Below are 15,636 nucleotides of genomic sequence, written 5' to 3' on the forward strand. Positions count from 1 at the left end.
TGCCGGGGCCTTCGGCGGAAGGCCCCGGCGCGAAGTATCTACTTGCCGGCGAACTGCTTGGCCGCGGCGACGAGCGCCTTCTGCAGGCTCGCGACGTCACCGTCGGAGGAGAACTTGCCCTGCGCGGAACCGACCGCACCCTGCCAACCCTGCGAGCAGGCCGAACCACGCGGGCACGACGGGACCGGGGTCCCCTTCGCCCAGTCGGCGATCGCCGCCTGCTGATACGCCGGGTAATCGGTGGCGACGGAGTCGGTGCGGGCCGGGATCGAACCCTTCTTCACGTTGAACGCCTTCTGCCCCGCAGCCGAACCCAGGGTCTTCAGCCAGCACTTGGTGCCCTCGGCGTTCTTCGCGCCCTTCGGCAGCACGAACGAGTCCGCCAGCCACTGATACGCGTCACCGTTACCCGGGAACACCGAGTAGCTGTAGTCCAAGAAGTTCTTGGCGTCCAGGTCCGCGGCCTCCCAGTCACCCATCAGTTGGAACGCGGCCTTGCCCTCCATCAGCAACTTCTCCGCGTCCGTCCAGTCGAACGTGTCGCGGTCCTTGTTGCTGTAGGTCAGCAGCTTCTTGTAATCGTTGATCGCGTCGGTGACGTCCGCGCCGGCCCAGTCGGTCTTGCCGCTCCACGCGCATGTGTGTCCTCCTGAGCAGGGATGGCACGTGGGGTGTTGAGAGATGTCGGGGTGTGGTCGAACGTGTTTGAGCATGGTCGAAAGACCTATCCGGACCTTGGTACCGGGCACGGGGTTCTGTCAACGGATGGCAATCAAACTGTGATGTGACGGCACATCACCCGGACTTCTGCTGAGATTTGACGAAACTCTCGATCTCTTAGGATCGGCTCGTGGCCGCCCTTGCCTTCCCCGATCCGCCGCTCACCGACGGCGTCGTGCTGCTGCGACCGTGGCGCGATGACGACGCGGCGCAGCGGTACGCGGGCTTCGCCGACGAACTGTGCCAGCGCTTCTCCTGGTCGCGGGTCGAGCCGGTGACCGAGGCCGACGTGGCCGGCGCGTACGCGCGCGACGAGCGGGCCCGGCTCGCCGGCGAGTCGCTCAACCTCGCCGTCGCCGACGCCGCCCGGCCGGAGCGGGTGTGGGGCGCGGCATCGGTGTACGACGTCGCCGCCGCCGAGCAACGGGCCGCGGTCGGCTACTGGGTCGCGCCGTGGGCCCGTGGCCGCGGTGTCGCGACCCGGTCGCTGCGGCTACTGGCCGGGTGGGCGTTCGACGTGCTTGCCGTGCAACGCCTGGAGCTCACCTGCGGCCCCGACAACGCGGCCTCGGCCCGGGTCGCGCAGCGGTGCGGGTTCGTGCGCGAGGGCGTGCTGCGCTCCCACATCCCGTTCAAGGGTGCCCGCCGCGACACCATGATCTTCAGCCTGCTCCCCGGCGAGCTGCTGCTCTCATGATCCGGAAGACGTTGACCACCCCTGGGTACTCACGGTCTTCCGGATCACGGGAAAGGTCAGACGCGGAACTGGGACAGGAGGGTGCGCAGGTCGGCGATGACCGTCGTGACCGAGGTCGCGGCCGTCTCGGTGCTGCGGGCGCCGGCGTCGGTCACCTCGGCCACCGCCGCGACCGAGGTGATGTTGCCGGCGATCGCCGTCGTCACCTGCGCCGCGATGCCGGCGCTGCGGCCGATCTCGCTCGTCACCGCGGTCTGCTCCTCGACGGCTGAGGCGATCGTCAGCTGGGTCTCGCTGATCCGGGCGATGATCGCGCCGATCTCCCGATCGCCTCGACCAGTCGCTGGTCTGGGTCACGACGAGCGTGACGAGGGTGCCGAACCCGGCGACGAACAGGCCGAGGACCACGGCGAACAGCTTCGTCCTGATCGTGAAGCGGGTCATCGGCACTGCCTCCGCCGGGTGAGGGATCCCGGTCCTCACGTCGGCAGTAGCACCGCCCAGCTGAGCGGTTCAGGCCAGGGTCAGCTCGATCGGCAGCGTGTTCGCCGGCGTCGGCGCGTCCTTGCCGGACAGGCCCAGGTACAGCAGCTGCAGCACGTACTTGCCCGGCTGCAGCGGCGTCCTCACCGTGAACCAGATCCACACGTCCCGCTCAAGCTGGTCCTTGCCGAGGATTTTGACGGTACGGCTCTCCGGCGCGAGTGTGTCGCCGTCGGGCTGCACAAGCCGGAAGTTCACCGGGCGCAGGTCCTGACCGCCGTAACCGACGTCGCCCAGCGGCCGCACGTCGAATGAGCAGGCCACGAAACGGTAGCCGTCCTTGACCTGCCGGTGCGCGTCGAGGACGCCGTCGCCGCCGAGGAGGTCCGCGCGCAGCGTGCACGTCAGCCGGTCGAACTGCAGCTTGCCGACGGTCTTCGTCACGGCGGGCAGCACCTCGCGAGGCTCGAACGTGGTGGCCGGGGCGCCGTCGCCGAGCGGGACCACGGCCATCGCCTCGTCCGCCTCACCGATCGTGATGGTGCCGGCCTTGAGGTCGCCGACCTTGCCGGGGTCGATGCTGAACCGGAACCGGCCCGGCGACTGCACCTTCGCCGGGACCTGACCGGCGTCGAAGAGCTGACCCTTGGTGCGCTGCTGGCTGCCGCTGCTGTAACTGGCGTAGATGCCGCGCTCCAGCGGTCTGTTCGACAGGTTCTCCACCTGGACCTCCGCGGTGAGTGTGCCGTCGCCGGAACCGCCGGCGGGCGGCTGATACGTCACCGTGCCGAAGGTGAACTTCGCCGCCGCGTACCAGACGACCTGGGACACGGTGATCGACTGGGTGCCCTTCGGCTGACCCGCCGCGGCCGTGGTGCCGCCTCTGCCGGGCGGACGGCTGCCGCCGTCGTCGTCGCGGTTCGTGGTTGCCTGGCGGATGGCGTATCCGGCGCCGGCGAGGAGGATGACGGCGGCGACCGCGGCGAGGACCCGGGTCAGGGTGCGCCGGCCGGCCGTTCCGGGCCGGTTCGGCGGGACCCGCCAGGCGGTCGCGTCGGCCGACGTCGCGGCCCTCGCGGCCGGGGCGGGCGGCGCGCCCGCCTGGGTGGACCCGAACGTCGGCGGCCCGGACACTGGCGTCACGGTTGGCGGCCCGGAGACCGGCATCGCCGGCGGCGGCGACCCGGACACGGGCATCGCCGGCGGCGGACCGGACACCGGCATCACGGGCGGTGGTCCGGCCACGGGTGCCCCACCCGGCCACGGGGCTGCCCCCGCGACGGGCGCGGGCGCGGCGGCCGCGTGCAGGCTGCCGTACGCGACGACGAGCTCCGGCTGCTCGATGAGCGTCGGCGCGACCCCGAGCCGCTGGTGCAGCAGCGTCCCGGCAAGGGGGATCCGGCTCGACCCGCCGACGAGGAACAGCCCGGCGATCTGGTCCGCGCGCAACCCGGCTCGCAGCAGCGTCCCGGCGGTCAGCGCCACCGTCTGCTCCAGCCACGGCCGGGCCAGTTGCTCGAACTCCTCCCGGGTCAGCGGCACGTCGGTGTCGAACAGCGGGACCCGGATCGTCGCCATGGCCTGGCGGGACAGTTGTTCCTTGGCGATGCGGGCCTCGTCGTACAGCTGCTGCCGGTGCCGGGGGTCCTGCTCCAGCCGGCTCCACAGCGCCGGATCTCGGGCAGCCAGGGGCCGGCCGACCCAGTCGACGACCGCCGCGTCGAGATCGACGCCGCCGACCGTGTCGGACCCGTCGGCGCCCAGCACCTGCCAGCCGCCGTCGGGACGCCGGCCGACGACGCTGGTGTCGAAGGTGCCCGCGCCGAGGTCGAAGACGACCAGTGCGTGCCCGGCCGGCACCTCGCGGCGCAGGACGGTGGTGAAGTAGACGGCGGCCGCGACCGGCTCCGGGACCAGCGTCACGGACCCGAACCCGGCGGCTGCGGCGGCCTCCGTCAGCACCTGCCGGCGCGGCGCCGCCCAGGTGGCCGGGTGGGTGAGCACGACCCGGGACGGGCTGCCGGCGGCCCGCACCGCCTCCTCCCCGACCCGGCGCAGCAGTGCGGCGAAGACCTCGACGACCTGGAACTCGTCGGTGCCGAGCAGCATCGCGCCGTCGTCGACGCGGCGCTTGGGATGCCGCTCGAGGCGCTCCGGCTCCAGCCGGCCGGCGCGCAGCGCGTCCCGCCCGACGAGCAGCCGGTGGTCGCCGGCGCCGAACACCGCGGACGGCAGCAACGGGCTGGAGTCGAAAAGCAGCGGCTGGTCACGGCCGTCAGGTGTGGCGAGGACCGCGACGGTGTGGGAGGTGCCCAGATCGACCCCGAGCGACGTCTGCCACGGCTGCATGGCAGCAAGATATAGGTCGCCGTCAAGCGAAGCGATTGAGCCCGTCACCGCGTTCGAAGGCCCGGCCGGTCCGGCCGGGCTGCTGTCACGACGAACGTTCCAGCAGCTGGGCCATGCGCGCCTGGTCCTCGAGGACCTCGTTGATGCGGGCCTGGACGGTGTCCATCTGACCGATCGTCTCGCTGGTGACGTGGATGCCGTCGGTGACCGACTGGGCGTTGGTCTGGATGCCGGCGATCTGCTCGGCGACCTTCTGCGTGGCCGTGGCGGTCTCCCGGGCCAGGTCCTTGACCTCGCCGGCGACGACCGCGAACCCCTTGCCGACGTCGCCCGCGCGGGCGGCCTCGATCGTCGCGTTGAGCGCGAGCAGGTTCGTCTGGTCGGCGATCGACGAGATGATTTTGATGACGTCGCCGATGGCGATCGACGACTCGCTCAACGCGGTGACGTTCGTGGTCATCTCCGAGGCGCGGGCCACCGCCTCCCGGGCGACCCGGGTCGCGTCCTGGCTGGCGGAGCGCAGCCGCGAGATCGAGTCGAGCAGCTGCCGGGCGTTCTCCGCGGCCGTCTCGCCGGACCGCACGATGTCCAGGCGCTGCGACACGAGCTGCTGCACGTTGCGCAGCGCCGACGCGCGGGACTCGCTGAGCTCGATGTACTCGGTGGTGAAGAAGTCCATCGTGCCGACGACCCGGTCGCCGCTCATGATCGGGAAGCAGATCCCGGACCGGACCCCGGCGCGCTGCGCGGCGGGCGCCCGCACGCAGTCGGTCAGCTCCGCGAGATCGCGGACGAACACCAGGTCGCGGGCCTTCCACGCGCGGCCGGACAGCCCGACGCCCTCGGCGAAGCTGGCCGCGAGGGTGACCTTGCGGAACTCCTCACCGGCGGACCCGGACTCGAACTGGAACCGCAGCTCCTGCCCGGTGGCGTCGACCTCCCAGTACGAGCCGTACGCCCACCCGAACGAGCTGCGGACCGAGTCGAGCGCGGCGCGGATGGTGCTCTGCATGTCGTGGGCCCGGCCGAGCGCGGCGACCACGGTGGTGACCGCGAGCCGGTCGTCGGCGAGCTGCTGCAGCTGCACCGATGCGAGGGCCTGGCTGCGGGCCTGTTCGGCGATGCGGGCGATGGCGTTCCACTTCTCGGTCCGCGGCCCGTCGGCGCGCAGCTCGTGCTGCGAGTAGTACTCGAAGACGGCGACGACCTGCCCGGCCTTGACCACCAGGATGACCACGGCGGACACCGCGCCCGCCCGGGTCGCCGTCTCGCAGCGCAGGCAGTCGCGCACCTCGCGGGTGTTGTCGACGTAGATCGGCCGCCGGGCCTGGTGGGCATGCCCGACCAGGCCGCTGGTGACCGTCAGGTGCCGACCGGCCGTGGCCGTCCTCAGCTCGCCCGCGATCGGGCCGGTGTCGAAGCCGAGCCGCAGGTCGCCGTCGGGGCCGGGGAGCCACACCGCCCCGTACATGAACCCGTGCGAGCTCACCAGCGACTCGACGGTGATCCGCCAGGTGGAGACCTCGTCCGTGGCGCGCTCCAGCGCGGCGATCAACTGCTCCAGCGACTCCACGTCCCGCGGGACCGGTAGGGCGGACTCCTCGGATCGCGCACGTGCTCGCAACAGGCCCAACGGATCCCCTTGATGGTGGCCGGGACGACTTTGCACAGCTCATCGGCACCACATTGGGTCACCTGAGCGGAACGGACGTGCAACCTCGTCGATGGCTCGATGGTCCGTCCTATGACGGCAACCATGTGCGACCACGGGGGTACATCGATGGCACTACGTCACAGACACGGCCGCACACTCGTCGCGGCGGCCGTGGCCGGCCTGCTCGGCGTCGCCCCGGCGGCACCCGCCGCCGCGGCCGGCCCCGCGACCTTCACGCCCGGCGCGCCCGGGCTCGGCGACCCGCACCTCCCCCTGGCCGGCAACGGCGGCTACGACGTGCGGCACTACGACCTGGACGTGCGCTACTCGCCCGCCACGGACGAGCTGACCGGCCGCACCACGATCCTCGCCGCCGCCACCCAGCACCTGTCCCGCTTCGACCTCGACCTGACCGGCCTGACCGTCGACGCGGTCCGGGTCAACGACCGGCCGGCGACGTGGACCCGCGACGGCGGCGAACTCGTCATCACCCCCGCCCGCGGGCTGCGCAAGGGCCTGCCGTTCACGGTCGACGTCCGGTATCACGGGATCCCGGTGCGCTACAGCTTTCCGAGCGAGGATCCCGAGGAGGCGCCGTACGAGTACGGTTTCGTGCGCACCGACGACGGCGTGATCGTCGCCGGCGAACCGGAGTCCGCGGCCCTGTGGTATCCGGTCAACGACCACCCGCGGGACAAGGCGACCTACTCGACGCATCTGACGGTGCCCGACGGGCTGACCGCGATCGGCAACGGCGTCCCGCTCGGCTCGTCCACCTACGACGGCTGGACGACGTGGCGGTGGGCGGCGCTCACCCCGATCGCCTCCTACGTGAGCACCATGGCGGTCGGCCGGTTCCGGGTCGACCAGCACCTGCACGACGGCCGGCCGACCGTCATCGCCGTCGACGCCGCTGTCGCGCCGGAGGTCGCGGACCCGGTCGTCGGGCGCACCGACGAGATCACGGACTATCTGGAGACGCTGTTCGGCCCGTATCCGTTCGAGTCCAACGGAGCGATCGTCGAGCGGCACGACGCGCTGTGGTTCGCCCTGGAGACCCAGACCCGGCCGATCTACCCGGTCTCGTACTTCACCCAGGGCAGCCGCAAGTTCCAAGCCGGCGTCGTCGCGCACGAGCTGAGCCACCAGTGGTTCGGCGACAGCGTGTCCCTGACCAACTGGTACGAGTTGTGGCTCAACGAGGGCTTCGCCACCTACGGCGAGTGGCTGTGGGGCGAGCACGACGGCTGGCGCACGGTCCGCGACCAGTTCAACACGTTCTACGAGTTGCCGATGGACTCGCCGTTCTGGGAGCCCGCGTACAACCCGGCGGGCGAACGCTACGGGAGCATCTCGGCGTACATGCGCGGCGGCATGACCCTGCACGCGCTACGGATGAACGTCGGTGACGCCACATTCTTCCACATCCTGCGCACCTGGGCCGCCGACCACCGCTACGGCAACGGCACCACCGACCAGTTCATCGCCCTCGCGTCCCGCCTGGCCGGCCGCGACCTGCGCCCGTTCCTGCAGGCCTGGCTCGTCGGCGCGGAGAAGCCCCCGAACCCGGACCCCCGGCCCGCGCCGGCCTTCGCCGCGCCGGCCACCGGCTGCCCGGCAACCGTGCACGTCCGGACCGCGCCCTGCGACCGGTGACGGGGGCGTTCAGCGGCCCAGATAGGCGCCGCCGTTGACGTGGATGACCTGGCCGGTGACGTGCCCGGCGGTCGGCGCGGCGAGGAACAGCACCGCGGCGGCGACGTCGTCGGGCGCGCCGGCCCGCCGGTTGCGGGTGGCGGCGACCCGCTGGCCGATCCCGTCCTCGGTCAGCCGGTCGCGGAAGAACTCGGTGGCGAGGATCAGGCCGGGGGCCACGACGTTGGCGGTGATGCCGCGCGGGCCGAGCTCGCTCGCGATCGACGCGGTCCACGCCTCGACGGCGGCCTTCGCCGCGCCGTACGATCCGGCGCCCTGCCGGGCCGCGATCGAGCCGATCGTCACGATCCGGGCGTGGTCGGTGAGCCTGGGCGTCAGCGCGGCCGTCACGAGCACCGCAGACAGCAGGTTGGCGTCGAGGTTGGCCCGCCAGTTCGCGGCGAGGGCCTCGAGGTCGCCGTCGGCGGGGTCGGGCCGGTCGAAGCTGGTGTTGCCGCCGGCGTTGTTGACCAGGACGTCGACGTGGGCGGGCAGGGCGGGCAGCGCCCCGGCGACCGCGGCCGGGTCGGCGGCGTCGAAGGCGACCGCGGTCGCGCCGATGCGCTGCGCGGCCTCCTTCAGCGGGCCTTCCCGGCGGCCGGTGATGACCACCTGGTCGCCTGCCGCGGCGAAGGCCGCAGCGACCGCGTAGCCGATCCCCGTCGCGCCACCGGTGACGACGACTGAACGCATGGGTAACTCCTCAGCGTGGGCGAAGGTGCAGGTGCTCCCGCAAGGTGCTGCCAGTGTAGGCAGTGCGGTAGATGCCCCGCTCCTGCAGCGCGGGCACCAGCAGCTCGACGATGTCGTCGAGGCCGTGCGGCACCAGGTAGGGCGAGACGTTGAAGCCGTCGACGGCGCCGTGGCGCACGAAGTGGGCGAACTTGTCGGCGAGGGCCTGCGGGGTGCCGACGTGCCCGCGGGCACGCTGGCCGAGGTTGATGACCGTCTCGCGCAGCGACCAGCCGTTCGCGTCGGCGGCCTGCCGCCACCGCTCGATGATGCCCTGCGCGTCGGCGACCCGGGCCGCGCCGAACGCGCCGCTGGTGTCCTGCGGCCGGGGGTCGTCCTTCGGCAGCGGGCCGTCCGGGTCGTAGCCGCTGAGGTCGAGGTTCCACAGCAGGCCGGCCTGGGCGAGGGCGGTGGCCGGGGTGATCTGCTCCCGCCGGACCCACGCGGCCTTCTCCTCGGCCTCGGCGGCCGTCGCGCCGACGACGATCGACGTGCCCGGCAGGATCCGCAGATCGTCTTCGGGGCGCCCGGCGACGCGCAGGCGGGCCCGGATGTCGTCGGCGAAGGCGAGGGCGTCGTCGAAGTCGGTGCCGTGGGCGGAGAAGATGACGTCGGCGTTGCGGGCGGCGAAGTCGCGGCCCTCGCTCGAGTCGCCGGCCTGGAAGATGACCGGATGCCCCTGCCGGCTGCGCGGCACCGTTGGCGTGACGTCCACGGTGAAGTGCTCATCGCGGATCCGCACGGGCGTCGGGGTGTCCCCGGCAAAGCCGTCCCAGATCGCGCGGGCGGCGGTCAGGAACGCCTCGGCGCGCCGGTAGCGGTCGGCGTGGTCGAGGTAGCCGCCGCGGCGGAAGTTCTCCCCCGTCCACGCGTTGTCGGTGGTGACGACGTTCCAGCCGGCCCGGCCGTCGGACAGCAGGTCCAGCCCGGCGAGGCGGCGGGCCAGGTCGGCGGGCTCGTTGTAGGTGGTGTTGGTGGTGGAGACGAGGCCGATCCGGTCGGTGACCGCGGCGAGCGCCGCCAGCTGGGTGATCGCGTCGGGGCGGCCGGCGACGTCGAGCTCGTGCACGCGCCCGCCGACCTCCCGCAGCCGCAGCCCCTCACCGAGGAAGAACGCGTCGAAGAGGCCGCGTTCGGCGGTCTGGGCCACCCGGCGGTAGGACTCCGGGGAGATCTGCGAGCCGCTGGCCGGGTCGGACCAGATCGTCCAGTAGTTCACGCCCTGGAAGAACACGCCGAAGTGCAGCTGCGCGTCCGGCCGGGGGACGTCGTTCGGGTCGGTGCGGGTCATGCGGTTCCTCCGGAAAGCGCGAACCGGTTCTTCGGGCGGTGCAGGCGCAGCGACTGGCGCAGCGACGCGCCCGGCACCGGGCGCGCGGCGACACCGGCATTGATCAGGGCCGGCACGACGTACTGCGACAGCACGGGCAGGTCCTCGTCGAGCACGAGCGGATGCAGCCGGACGCCGTCGGGGCCGCCCTGCCGGTCCAGTTCGCGCAGCAGGGTCACGAGTCCGCCCGCGCTTCCGGTGTACCGCAGGCGCCCGCTCGAGCGCCACGGCGCGTGCCTGCCGAGGTCCTCGACCCGATCGGCGCCGTCCACTGTGGAGGTGTCGAGGGCTACCTCGATCTCCGCGAACGTCCGTGGCGTCGACGCCGCGACGGCGGCCCGCCGCAGCGCAGCCACGTCGTCCCCGCCGACCAGCGCGACGTCGACCTCATCGGCGGGCAGAAGCCCGTGCGGGGCCAGCACCACCAGCTGCCCCTGCGGTGGCCGCGGGACGATCGCCGGGCCCTTCACCGTGTAGGTCGCGCCGGTGAAGTCGACGTAGTGCAGCCGGTCCCGGTCGAGATAGCGGCCGGTGGCGACGTCGCGGATCGCGGCATCGTCCTCCCACGAGTCCCACAGGGCCCGCACCACCCGTGCCGCATCCACCGCCTCCTGCACGGGGTCTGCGGTGGGCCGTCCCCACGCCGCGGCGGCCTCTGGCTGCGGGCTGGTCGAGACGACCCAGCCGGCCCGGCCGACGGCGATGTGGTCGAGCGACGCGAGTTGCGAGGAGACGTGGAAGGGCTCGCTGTAGGTGGTGGACACCACCGGCGCGACGGACAGGACGCTGGTCGACGCGGCGATGAACGCCGCCCGCTCCACGGCGCCGATCCGGCCGGCGGGGCCGTCGGGCGGCAGCAGGTCGTCGTCGAGCGTCACCAGGGTGAACCCGGCCCGTTCGGCGATCTCGGCGACCTGCCGGACCCGGCGGGGGCCGATCCGCTGCGACGGCGGGTGCGCGGCCCGGCGCCAGGCGGCGGGGTGTGCGCCGTCGCCGTCGATCTCGAGGGCGAGCACGAGGGACATCATCGACGCCTTTCTCCGGCCTGACATACTCCCTATGAATCCTATCTGGTTAGTAGCATTTCGTCCACGCCGGCACCCGTTCCCGTGACAAGGGCGACAACAACGACCGTCCGCCGTTGACACTGCCGCGTCCACGCTGTTGCACTGTGCCCATGGCACGCACGCCACTGTGGACCCGCGACCACATCGACTTCGGTCGAGTGTGGTCCGCCTCCTGTCCCGGCTGACTCACGCCCCGCTCCCCGGCTTTCCCGCCGCAGCGTTCACACCCATCTTCGTGAGGAACCGTGATGTCGATCCCGCGTGCCCGTAAACGTCCGTCCACTGTAGACAAACATCGCTACGACTCGGCCTACGTCGTCGTCGCCGTCGCCGTTCCCGGCGGCCCTGCCGACGACGTGGCTCCCCCGCTCGTCTTCCGGCTCCAGCCGCGGCACCAGGGCAGGCGGCGATGAGCGCGCCGAGCGCGGCGGACCGGACCGCCGCCGCCCTGCGATGGCTGCGCTGGCTGGGCAGCCCCACGGCCCGCCCGGCGCCCGCGCCGACCCGGCTCCCGCGGCCGCGGCCCGCTCCGGCCTACGAACTGCTCAACTGAGCCGAGCCCGCCATCCTTGAGATTCCCGTCACGGTGTCCGACAGGCGATCAGAAGTCCTTTTCGTTGACGGCCCGCCGGTACGGTCCGAACGGTTGCGCCTGCCGAACCCAGCAGGCGCACCTCGATTCGGAGGATCTCGCAGTGAAACACATAACCGTCCTGTTCACCCTCGCTCTGGCCGCCGGTGGCCTGAGCGCCTGCAACGCCGAGGTGACGTCCGCCTCGGGCGCGGAGGCCAGGCCCATCGCGTCGTCGTCCGCCGCGCTACCACCCAATGAGGCGCTGCTGGCGGCCGTGCAGGCGCTGGACACCACCGCGTACAACTTCAACATCAAGCAGGGCACCAAGTCCGGCGGCGGGCGCATCGACCCCGCCGCGAAGTCCGCCACGATGGAGCTGGGCGGCACCGTCGAGCGGTTCACCGTCTCCGTCGCCTACACCGTCATCGCCCCCGAGCTGTGGGTGAAGGCCGACTTCGGCAAGGAGCTCAACCAGCTCTGGGGCCTGCCCCCGAACGTCTGGATGCTCGTCGACCTGGCGAAGGTCGGCTCCACGGCGACGCTGCCGGTGGACAAGGCCGGTGCGCCCAAGCTCGGCGTCACCGAGCTGTTCAAAAACGGCCTCGGCGAGGTCAAGCGCACCGACGCCACCCACTTCACCGGCACGGTCGACGTGACCGCCGCCGACACCATCCTCGCCCCGACCGACGACGTGCTGGAGAAGGCCGGCGCGAAGGCCAAGGCGGTCCCGTTCACCGCCACGGTTGACGGCCAGGGCCGGCTCACCGCGTTCACCATCGACGGCGCGTCGATCGACCCGGAGCTCGCGATGCAGCTGACGTTCGCCGGCTTCGGCTCGGTCCTGCCCGTCACCGAACCGGCCGGCGCGACCCCCGCTCCCGACTCGGTCTACCAGCTGTTCAGCTGAACGGGACCCGGTGCCGCACCTGTGCGAGGCGGGCGCGGCACCGGCGACCGTGCAACTTTCACACTCAGCCCGCACTTCGTTGACGGCCATCGATGTGAGCGCTAACTTGCCGGGAAAGCGCTTGCCCAGGGCGCGTCTCATCGGAGGTTGCTCATGGCCAAGACCCGTCCCCGACGGCGTCGCTGGCCGGTCGCGGTGCTCGCCGTCGCCACCACCGTCATCGCGGCCGCCACCACCGTGCTGGCCACCCACGGCGCCGACGCGGCCACCATCGACACCGGCGCCACGTACGTCCTCGTCAACCGGCACAGCGGCAAGGCGATGGACGTGTACAACTGGGCGACGGCCGACAACGCGCCGATCAACCAGTTCACCCGCAACGACCTGGCCGTGCAGCAGTGGCAGTTCGTCAGCGCCGGCAGCGGCTACTACAAACTCAAGTCCAAGCACAGCGGCAAGGTGCTCGAGCTGCCCAACTCCACCGACGGCACGCAGCTCGTGCAGTACGCCGACAACGGCAGCACCAGGCAGCAGTTCCAGGTCCTGGACTCGGCCGACGGGTACGTGCGGTTCAAGAACCGCAGCAGCGGAAAGGTCCTCGATCTCTGGGAGTGGTCGACCGCCGACGGTGCGAAGATCGCCCAGTTCGGCGACCTGGACGGCTGGAACCAGCAGTGGCAGCTCGTCAAGCTCGGCGGCACCAGCACCCCGCAGACCGGCCTGGCCGGCTGGGCCACCCAGAACGGCGGCACCACCGGCGGCGGGAGCGCGGCGAGCACCACCGTGTCGAGCTCGTCGGCACTGTCCAGCGCCCTGAGCTCCGGCAGCGCGTCGGTGATCCGGGTGTCCGGCACGATCTCCTGCTCCGGCATGCTGAAGGTGGCGTCGAACAAGACGGTCCTCGGCAACGCCGGCGCGACGATCGTCGGCTGCGGCTTCACGCTCAGCAACACGAAGAACGTCATCATCCGGAACCTGACGTTCAGGGGCTGGAACGACGACGCGATCAACGTCGAGACGTCCTCGACGAACGTGTGGATCGACCACAACACGTTCAGCGACGGCTACGACGGCGCCGTGGACATCAAACGCGGCTCTGACTTCATCACGGTGTCGTGGAACCGGGTCTACAACCACGACAAGTCCATGCTGCTGGGCCACAGCGACGACAACGGCAGCCAGGACCGGGGCCACCTGCGGGTGACTTACCACCACAACTGGTTCGACGGCTCGACGCAGCGCCACCCACGGGTCCGGTTCGGCAACCCGGTCCACGTCTACAACAACTACTACAACAACGTCAGTGGGTACGGCGTCGCCTCGACCGAGGGTGCCGGCGTCCTCGTCGAGGGCAACTACTTCGAGAACACCGACGACCCGTTCCACCTCGGTGAGGGCGACTCGGGCCCGGGGACGCTCGTGGCCCGCAACAACCACTTCGTCAACTCGGGTGGTGGCCAGACCGGCGGCAGCGTGGCGAGCATTCCCTACTCGTACACCTTGGAAACGGCGAGCAGCGTGAAGTCGAGCGTCACCGGTGGCGCCGGCGCCGGGCGGATCTCCGTCTGAGGTTCGGTGGCCGGGGTCGCCAGTGTCGACCCCGGCCACTGCTCAGCAGTCGGGCGGACCCTCCCCGCCGGTCGACGCGACGAAGGCCAGCAGCAGCCGCTCCAGGTCGCGTCGCTGCGCGGGGGTGAGGCCGGCGAAGATCTCGTCGCTGATCTGCGCCTGCAGGGCGCCGATCCGCTCGGCCTCGCCGGCGCCGAGCTCGGTCAGCGCGAGCCGGAACGCGCGCCGGTCCGCCGGGTCGACCACCCGCTCGACCAGTCCCTCCTCCGCCAGGCTGTCGGTCAGCGGGGTGAGGGCGCGGGCGGTCAGCCCGAGGCTCCGGGCGAGGTCGCCCATCCGGCTGTCGGGCTCGGCGGCGAGGGCCAGCAGCAGCCTGACCCGGGCCGCGGAGAGCCCGGACTCGGCGAACCGGGCCTGCCCCAGCCTCGAAAAGGTCCGCCAGGACCGGCCGAGCAGCTCACCCAGCACCACCGCCTGCGGTCGGCTTGCCACTGGCGACCCCCATCCTCCACATGGTTATAGTGAACAAGGTAAGTTTCACCTTGTTCCTCAATAGGATACCCATGCGGAGGGAACACCATGCCACCAGTGGTCCTCGTGACCGGCGCGACGGGCAACCAGGGCGGTGCGGTCGTCGACGCGCTGCTGCACACCGGCGCGTGGACGGTCCGGGCGCTCACCCGCGACCCGGCCGGTCCCGCCGCCCGGGCGCTGACGGAACGGGGCGTCGCGGTGGTCGCCGGCGACCTGGCCGACCCGGCGTCGCTGCGGGCGGCGATGTCCGGCGCGCACGGCGTGTTCAGCGTGCAGAACTCCCGTACCGCCGGACGGACGGGCGAGGTGCGCCAGGGCACGAACGTCGTCGACGCCGCGATCGCCACCGGCGTGCGGCACCTGGTCTACTCCTCGGTCGGCGGCGCCGAACGGGTCCGCGGCATCCCGCACTTCGACACCAAGTGGGAGATCGAGCGGCACCTCGCCGGCACCGGCCTCACCTGGACCGTCCTGCGGCCCACCACGTTCACGAGCGTGTTCACGATGCGCGGCGCCGGTGCCGGCCTGAGCCTGATGGCCACCGCGCTCGGCCCGGCTGGGACGCTGCAGATGATCGCCGTGACCGACATCGGCGTCTTCGCGCGGCTCGCCTTCGAGCGGCCCGGGCAGTTCGCCGGGCAGGCCCTGGAACTCGCCGGGGACGAGCTCGGCGTCGCGCAGATCGCGGAGACCCTGCGCGACGCCGGCCGGCGCATCCGGTACACCCGCCGCCTGCCGAAATCGGTGCTCCGGATGATTGGCCCGGAGGCCCGGATGTTGTCCTGGTTCGGCGAGTCCGGCTACGCCGCCGACATCCCGGCGCTGCGTCGGATCCACCCCGGCCTGCTGACGCTCGACCGGTGGCTCAGGGCCTGAACCGTCAGCCCCGGTGCATCACGCGACGGCGGTGCCCTCGAGCTCGACCAGCTGGCCCGGGATCGCCAGCCGGGCCACCCCGAGCATCGTGGTGGTCGGCGCCACCCGTGCCGCGCCCAGCCGCGCCGCCAGCACGCCGTAGTGCGGGAACAGCTGGTCGACGTCGGTGGTGTAGACGTTGAGCCGGACGAGGTTGGCCAGCGACATGCCGGCCCCGCTGAGCACGGCCTCCAGGTTGTCGAGGCTCAGCGCCAGCTGGGCGGCGATGTCCCCCTCGTGCTCGGGCTTGCCGTCGGGGCTCATCGAGGTCTGACCGGACAGATACAGGGTCCGGGTGTGCCCGGAGACGACCTCACCCTGGTTGAACCCCAGCTCCACCGACCACGTCCACGGGTTGACCGCCGCTCGTTCCACTGCCACGTTGCGCTCCATTCGATTCGTCGACAGCA

Annotated in this window: 14 protein-coding genes and 1 pseudogene; 6 read left to right on the plus strand and 9 right to left on the minus strand. The window is 71.7% G+C overall.

The window, feature by feature from the left end; translation table 11 throughout:
* Window positions 1–38: 38 nt before the first annotated feature.
* A pseudogene (locus tag ACFPIJ_RS38950) lies at window positions 39–641 on the minus strand (extracellular solute-binding protein); the annotation flags it as partial.
* A gap of 209 nt (window positions 642–850) precedes the next feature.
* On the opposite strand from ACFPIJ_RS38950, the gene ACFPIJ_RS38955 reads away from it, so the two are divergent.
* Window positions 851–1,417 carry a GNAT family N-acetyltransferase gene (locus tag ACFPIJ_RS38955; protein WP_380123063.1) on the plus strand — a complete coding sequence of 189 codons (567 nt, stop codon included), beginning with the start codon at window positions 851–853 and terminating at the stop codon, window positions 1,415–1,417.
* Window positions 1,418–1,473: 56 nt separating this feature from the next.
* Here the strand turns inward: ACFPIJ_RS38955 and ACFPIJ_RS38960 are convergent, their stop codons facing one another.
* The 3 genes from ACFPIJ_RS38960 to ACFPIJ_RS38970 all read right to left on the minus strand — a co-directional run bounded on the left by ACFPIJ_RS38960 (window position 1,474) and on the right by ACFPIJ_RS38970 (window position 5,873).
* Window positions 1,474–1,665: a hypothetical protein gene (locus tag ACFPIJ_RS38960; RefSeq protein WP_380123065.1), complete on the minus strand. Its 192-nt coding sequence runs from the start codon at window positions 1,663–1,665 to the stop codon at window positions 1,474–1,476.
* A 265-nt stretch (window positions 1,666–1,930) separates the two neighbouring features.
* Window positions 1,931–4,249, minus strand: coding sequence for an Hsp70 family protein (locus tag ACFPIJ_RS38965; protein ID WP_380123067.1), 2,319 nt, complete (start codon window positions 4,247–4,249; stop codon window positions 1,931–1,933).
* A gap of 85 nt (window positions 4,250–4,334) precedes the next feature.
* Window positions 4,335–5,873, minus strand: a complete 1,539-nt coding sequence (locus ACFPIJ_RS38970) for a methyl-accepting chemotaxis protein (protein WP_380123069.1) — start codon at window positions 5,871–5,873, stop codon at window positions 4,335–4,337.
* 156 nt (window positions 5,874–6,029) lie between these two features.
* Here ACFPIJ_RS38970 and ACFPIJ_RS38975 point away from each other — a divergent pair, with 156 nt between their 5' ends.
* Entirely contained in the window at window positions 6,030–7,559 is a 1,530-nt protein-coding gene (locus ACFPIJ_RS38975) for a M1 family metallopeptidase (protein ID WP_380123071.1), read from the plus strand.
* Between the two features lie 9 nt (window positions 7,560–7,568).
* Here the strand turns inward: ACFPIJ_RS38975 and ACFPIJ_RS38980 are convergent, their stop codons facing one another.
* The 3 genes from ACFPIJ_RS38980 to ACFPIJ_RS38990 are packed head-to-tail and all read right to left on the minus strand — an operon-like array spanning window position 7,569 to window position 10,688.
* Entirely contained in the window at window positions 7,569–8,291 is a 723-nt protein-coding gene (locus ACFPIJ_RS38980) for an SDR family NAD(P)-dependent oxidoreductase (protein WP_380123073.1), read from the minus strand.
* Window positions 8,292–8,301: 10 nt separating this feature from the next.
* A complete protein-coding gene (locus ACFPIJ_RS38985) occupies window positions 8,302–9,621 on the minus strand; it encodes an NtaA/DmoA family FMN-dependent monooxygenase (RefSeq protein ID WP_380123075.1) in 1,320 nt (439 codons plus the stop codon).
* Window positions 9,618–10,688 carry an LLM class flavin-dependent oxidoreductase gene (locus tag ACFPIJ_RS38990; RefSeq protein WP_380123077.1) on the minus strand — a complete coding sequence of 357 codons (1,071 nt, stop codon included), beginning with the start codon at window positions 10,686–10,688 and terminating at the stop codon, window positions 9,618–9,620. Before ACFPIJ_RS38990 ends, ACFPIJ_RS38985 begins: the two co-directional genes overlap by 4 nt.
* 448 nt (window positions 10,689–11,136) lie before the next feature.
* Here ACFPIJ_RS38990 and ACFPIJ_RS38995 point away from each other — a divergent pair, with 448 nt between their 5' ends.
* The 3 genes from ACFPIJ_RS38995 to ACFPIJ_RS39005 all read left to right on the plus strand — a co-directional run bounded on the left by ACFPIJ_RS38995 (window position 11,137) and on the right by ACFPIJ_RS39005 (window position 13,777).
* Window positions 11,137–11,280, plus strand: a complete 144-nt coding sequence (locus ACFPIJ_RS38995; protein ID WP_380123079.1) for a hypothetical protein — start codon at window positions 11,137–11,139, stop codon at window positions 11,278–11,280.
* A gap of 142 nt (window positions 11,281–11,422) precedes the next feature.
* Entirely contained in the window at window positions 11,423–12,208 is a 786-nt protein-coding gene (locus ACFPIJ_RS39000; RefSeq protein ID WP_380123081.1) for a hypothetical protein, read from the plus strand.
* Window positions 12,209–12,361: 153 nt separating this feature from the next.
* Window positions 12,362–13,777, plus strand: a complete 1,416-nt coding sequence (locus ACFPIJ_RS39005; RefSeq protein ID WP_380123083.1) for a pectate lyase family protein — start codon at window positions 12,362–12,364, stop codon at window positions 13,775–13,777.
* A 42-nt stretch (window positions 13,778–13,819) separates the two neighbouring features.
* On the opposite strand, the gene ACFPIJ_RS39010 is transcribed toward ACFPIJ_RS39005, so the two are convergent.
* Window positions 13,820–14,269, minus strand: coding sequence for a MarR family winged helix-turn-helix transcriptional regulator (locus ACFPIJ_RS39010; RefSeq protein ID WP_380123085.1), 450 nt, complete (start codon window positions 14,267–14,269; stop codon window positions 13,820–13,822).
* A 96-nt stretch (window positions 14,270–14,365) separates the two neighbouring features.
* On the opposite strand from ACFPIJ_RS39010, the gene ACFPIJ_RS39015 reads away from it, so the two are divergent.
* On the plus strand, window positions 14,366–15,187 hold the full coding sequence (locus ACFPIJ_RS39015) for an NmrA/HSCARG family protein (RefSeq protein ID WP_380123087.1): 822 nt from the start codon (window positions 14,366–14,368) through the stop codon (window positions 15,185–15,187).
* Window positions 15,188–15,205: 18 nt separating this feature from the next.
* On the opposite strand, the gene ACFPIJ_RS39020 is transcribed toward ACFPIJ_RS39015, so the two are convergent.
* Window positions 15,206–15,607 carry a RidA family protein gene (locus ACFPIJ_RS39020; protein WP_380123088.1) on the minus strand — a complete coding sequence of 134 codons (402 nt, stop codon included), beginning with the start codon at window positions 15,605–15,607 and terminating at the stop codon, window positions 15,206–15,208.
* Window positions 15,608–15,636: the final 29 nt, after the last annotated feature.

Source organism: Dactylosporangium cerinum (assembly GCF_042653625.1).
GTDB lineage: Bacteria > Actinomycetota > Actinomycetes > Mycobacteriales > Micromonosporaceae > Dactylosporangium > Dactylosporangium cerinum.

Coding starts and splice junctions, on each gene's coding strand:
- ACFPIJ_RS38965 (WP_380123067.1), bottom strand. CDS start 4,249: ATGCAGCCGTGGCAGACGTCGCTCGGGGTCGATCTGGGCACCTCCCAC.
- ACFPIJ_RS38975 (WP_380123071.1), top strand. CDS start 6,030: ATGGCACTACGTCACAGACACGGCCGCACACTCGTCGCGGCGGCCGTG.
- ACFPIJ_RS38980 (WP_380123073.1), bottom strand. CDS start 8,291: ATGCGTTCAGTCGTCGTCACCGGTGGCGCGACGGGGATCGGCTACGCG.
- ACFPIJ_RS38985 (WP_380123075.1), bottom strand. CDS start 9,621: ATGACCCGCACCGACCCGAACGACGTCCCCCGGCCGGACGCGCAGCTG.
- ACFPIJ_RS38990 (WP_380123077.1), bottom strand. CDS start 10,688: ATGATGTCCCTCGTGCTCGCCCTCGAGATCGACGGCGACGGCGCACAC.
- ACFPIJ_RS38995 (WP_380123079.1), top strand. CDS start 11,137: ATGAGCGCGCCGAGCGCGGCGGACCGGACCGCCGCCGCCCTGCGATGG.
- ACFPIJ_RS39005 (WP_380123083.1), top strand. CDS start 12,362: ATGGCCAAGACCCGTCCCCGACGGCGTCGCTGGCCGGTCGCGGTGCTC.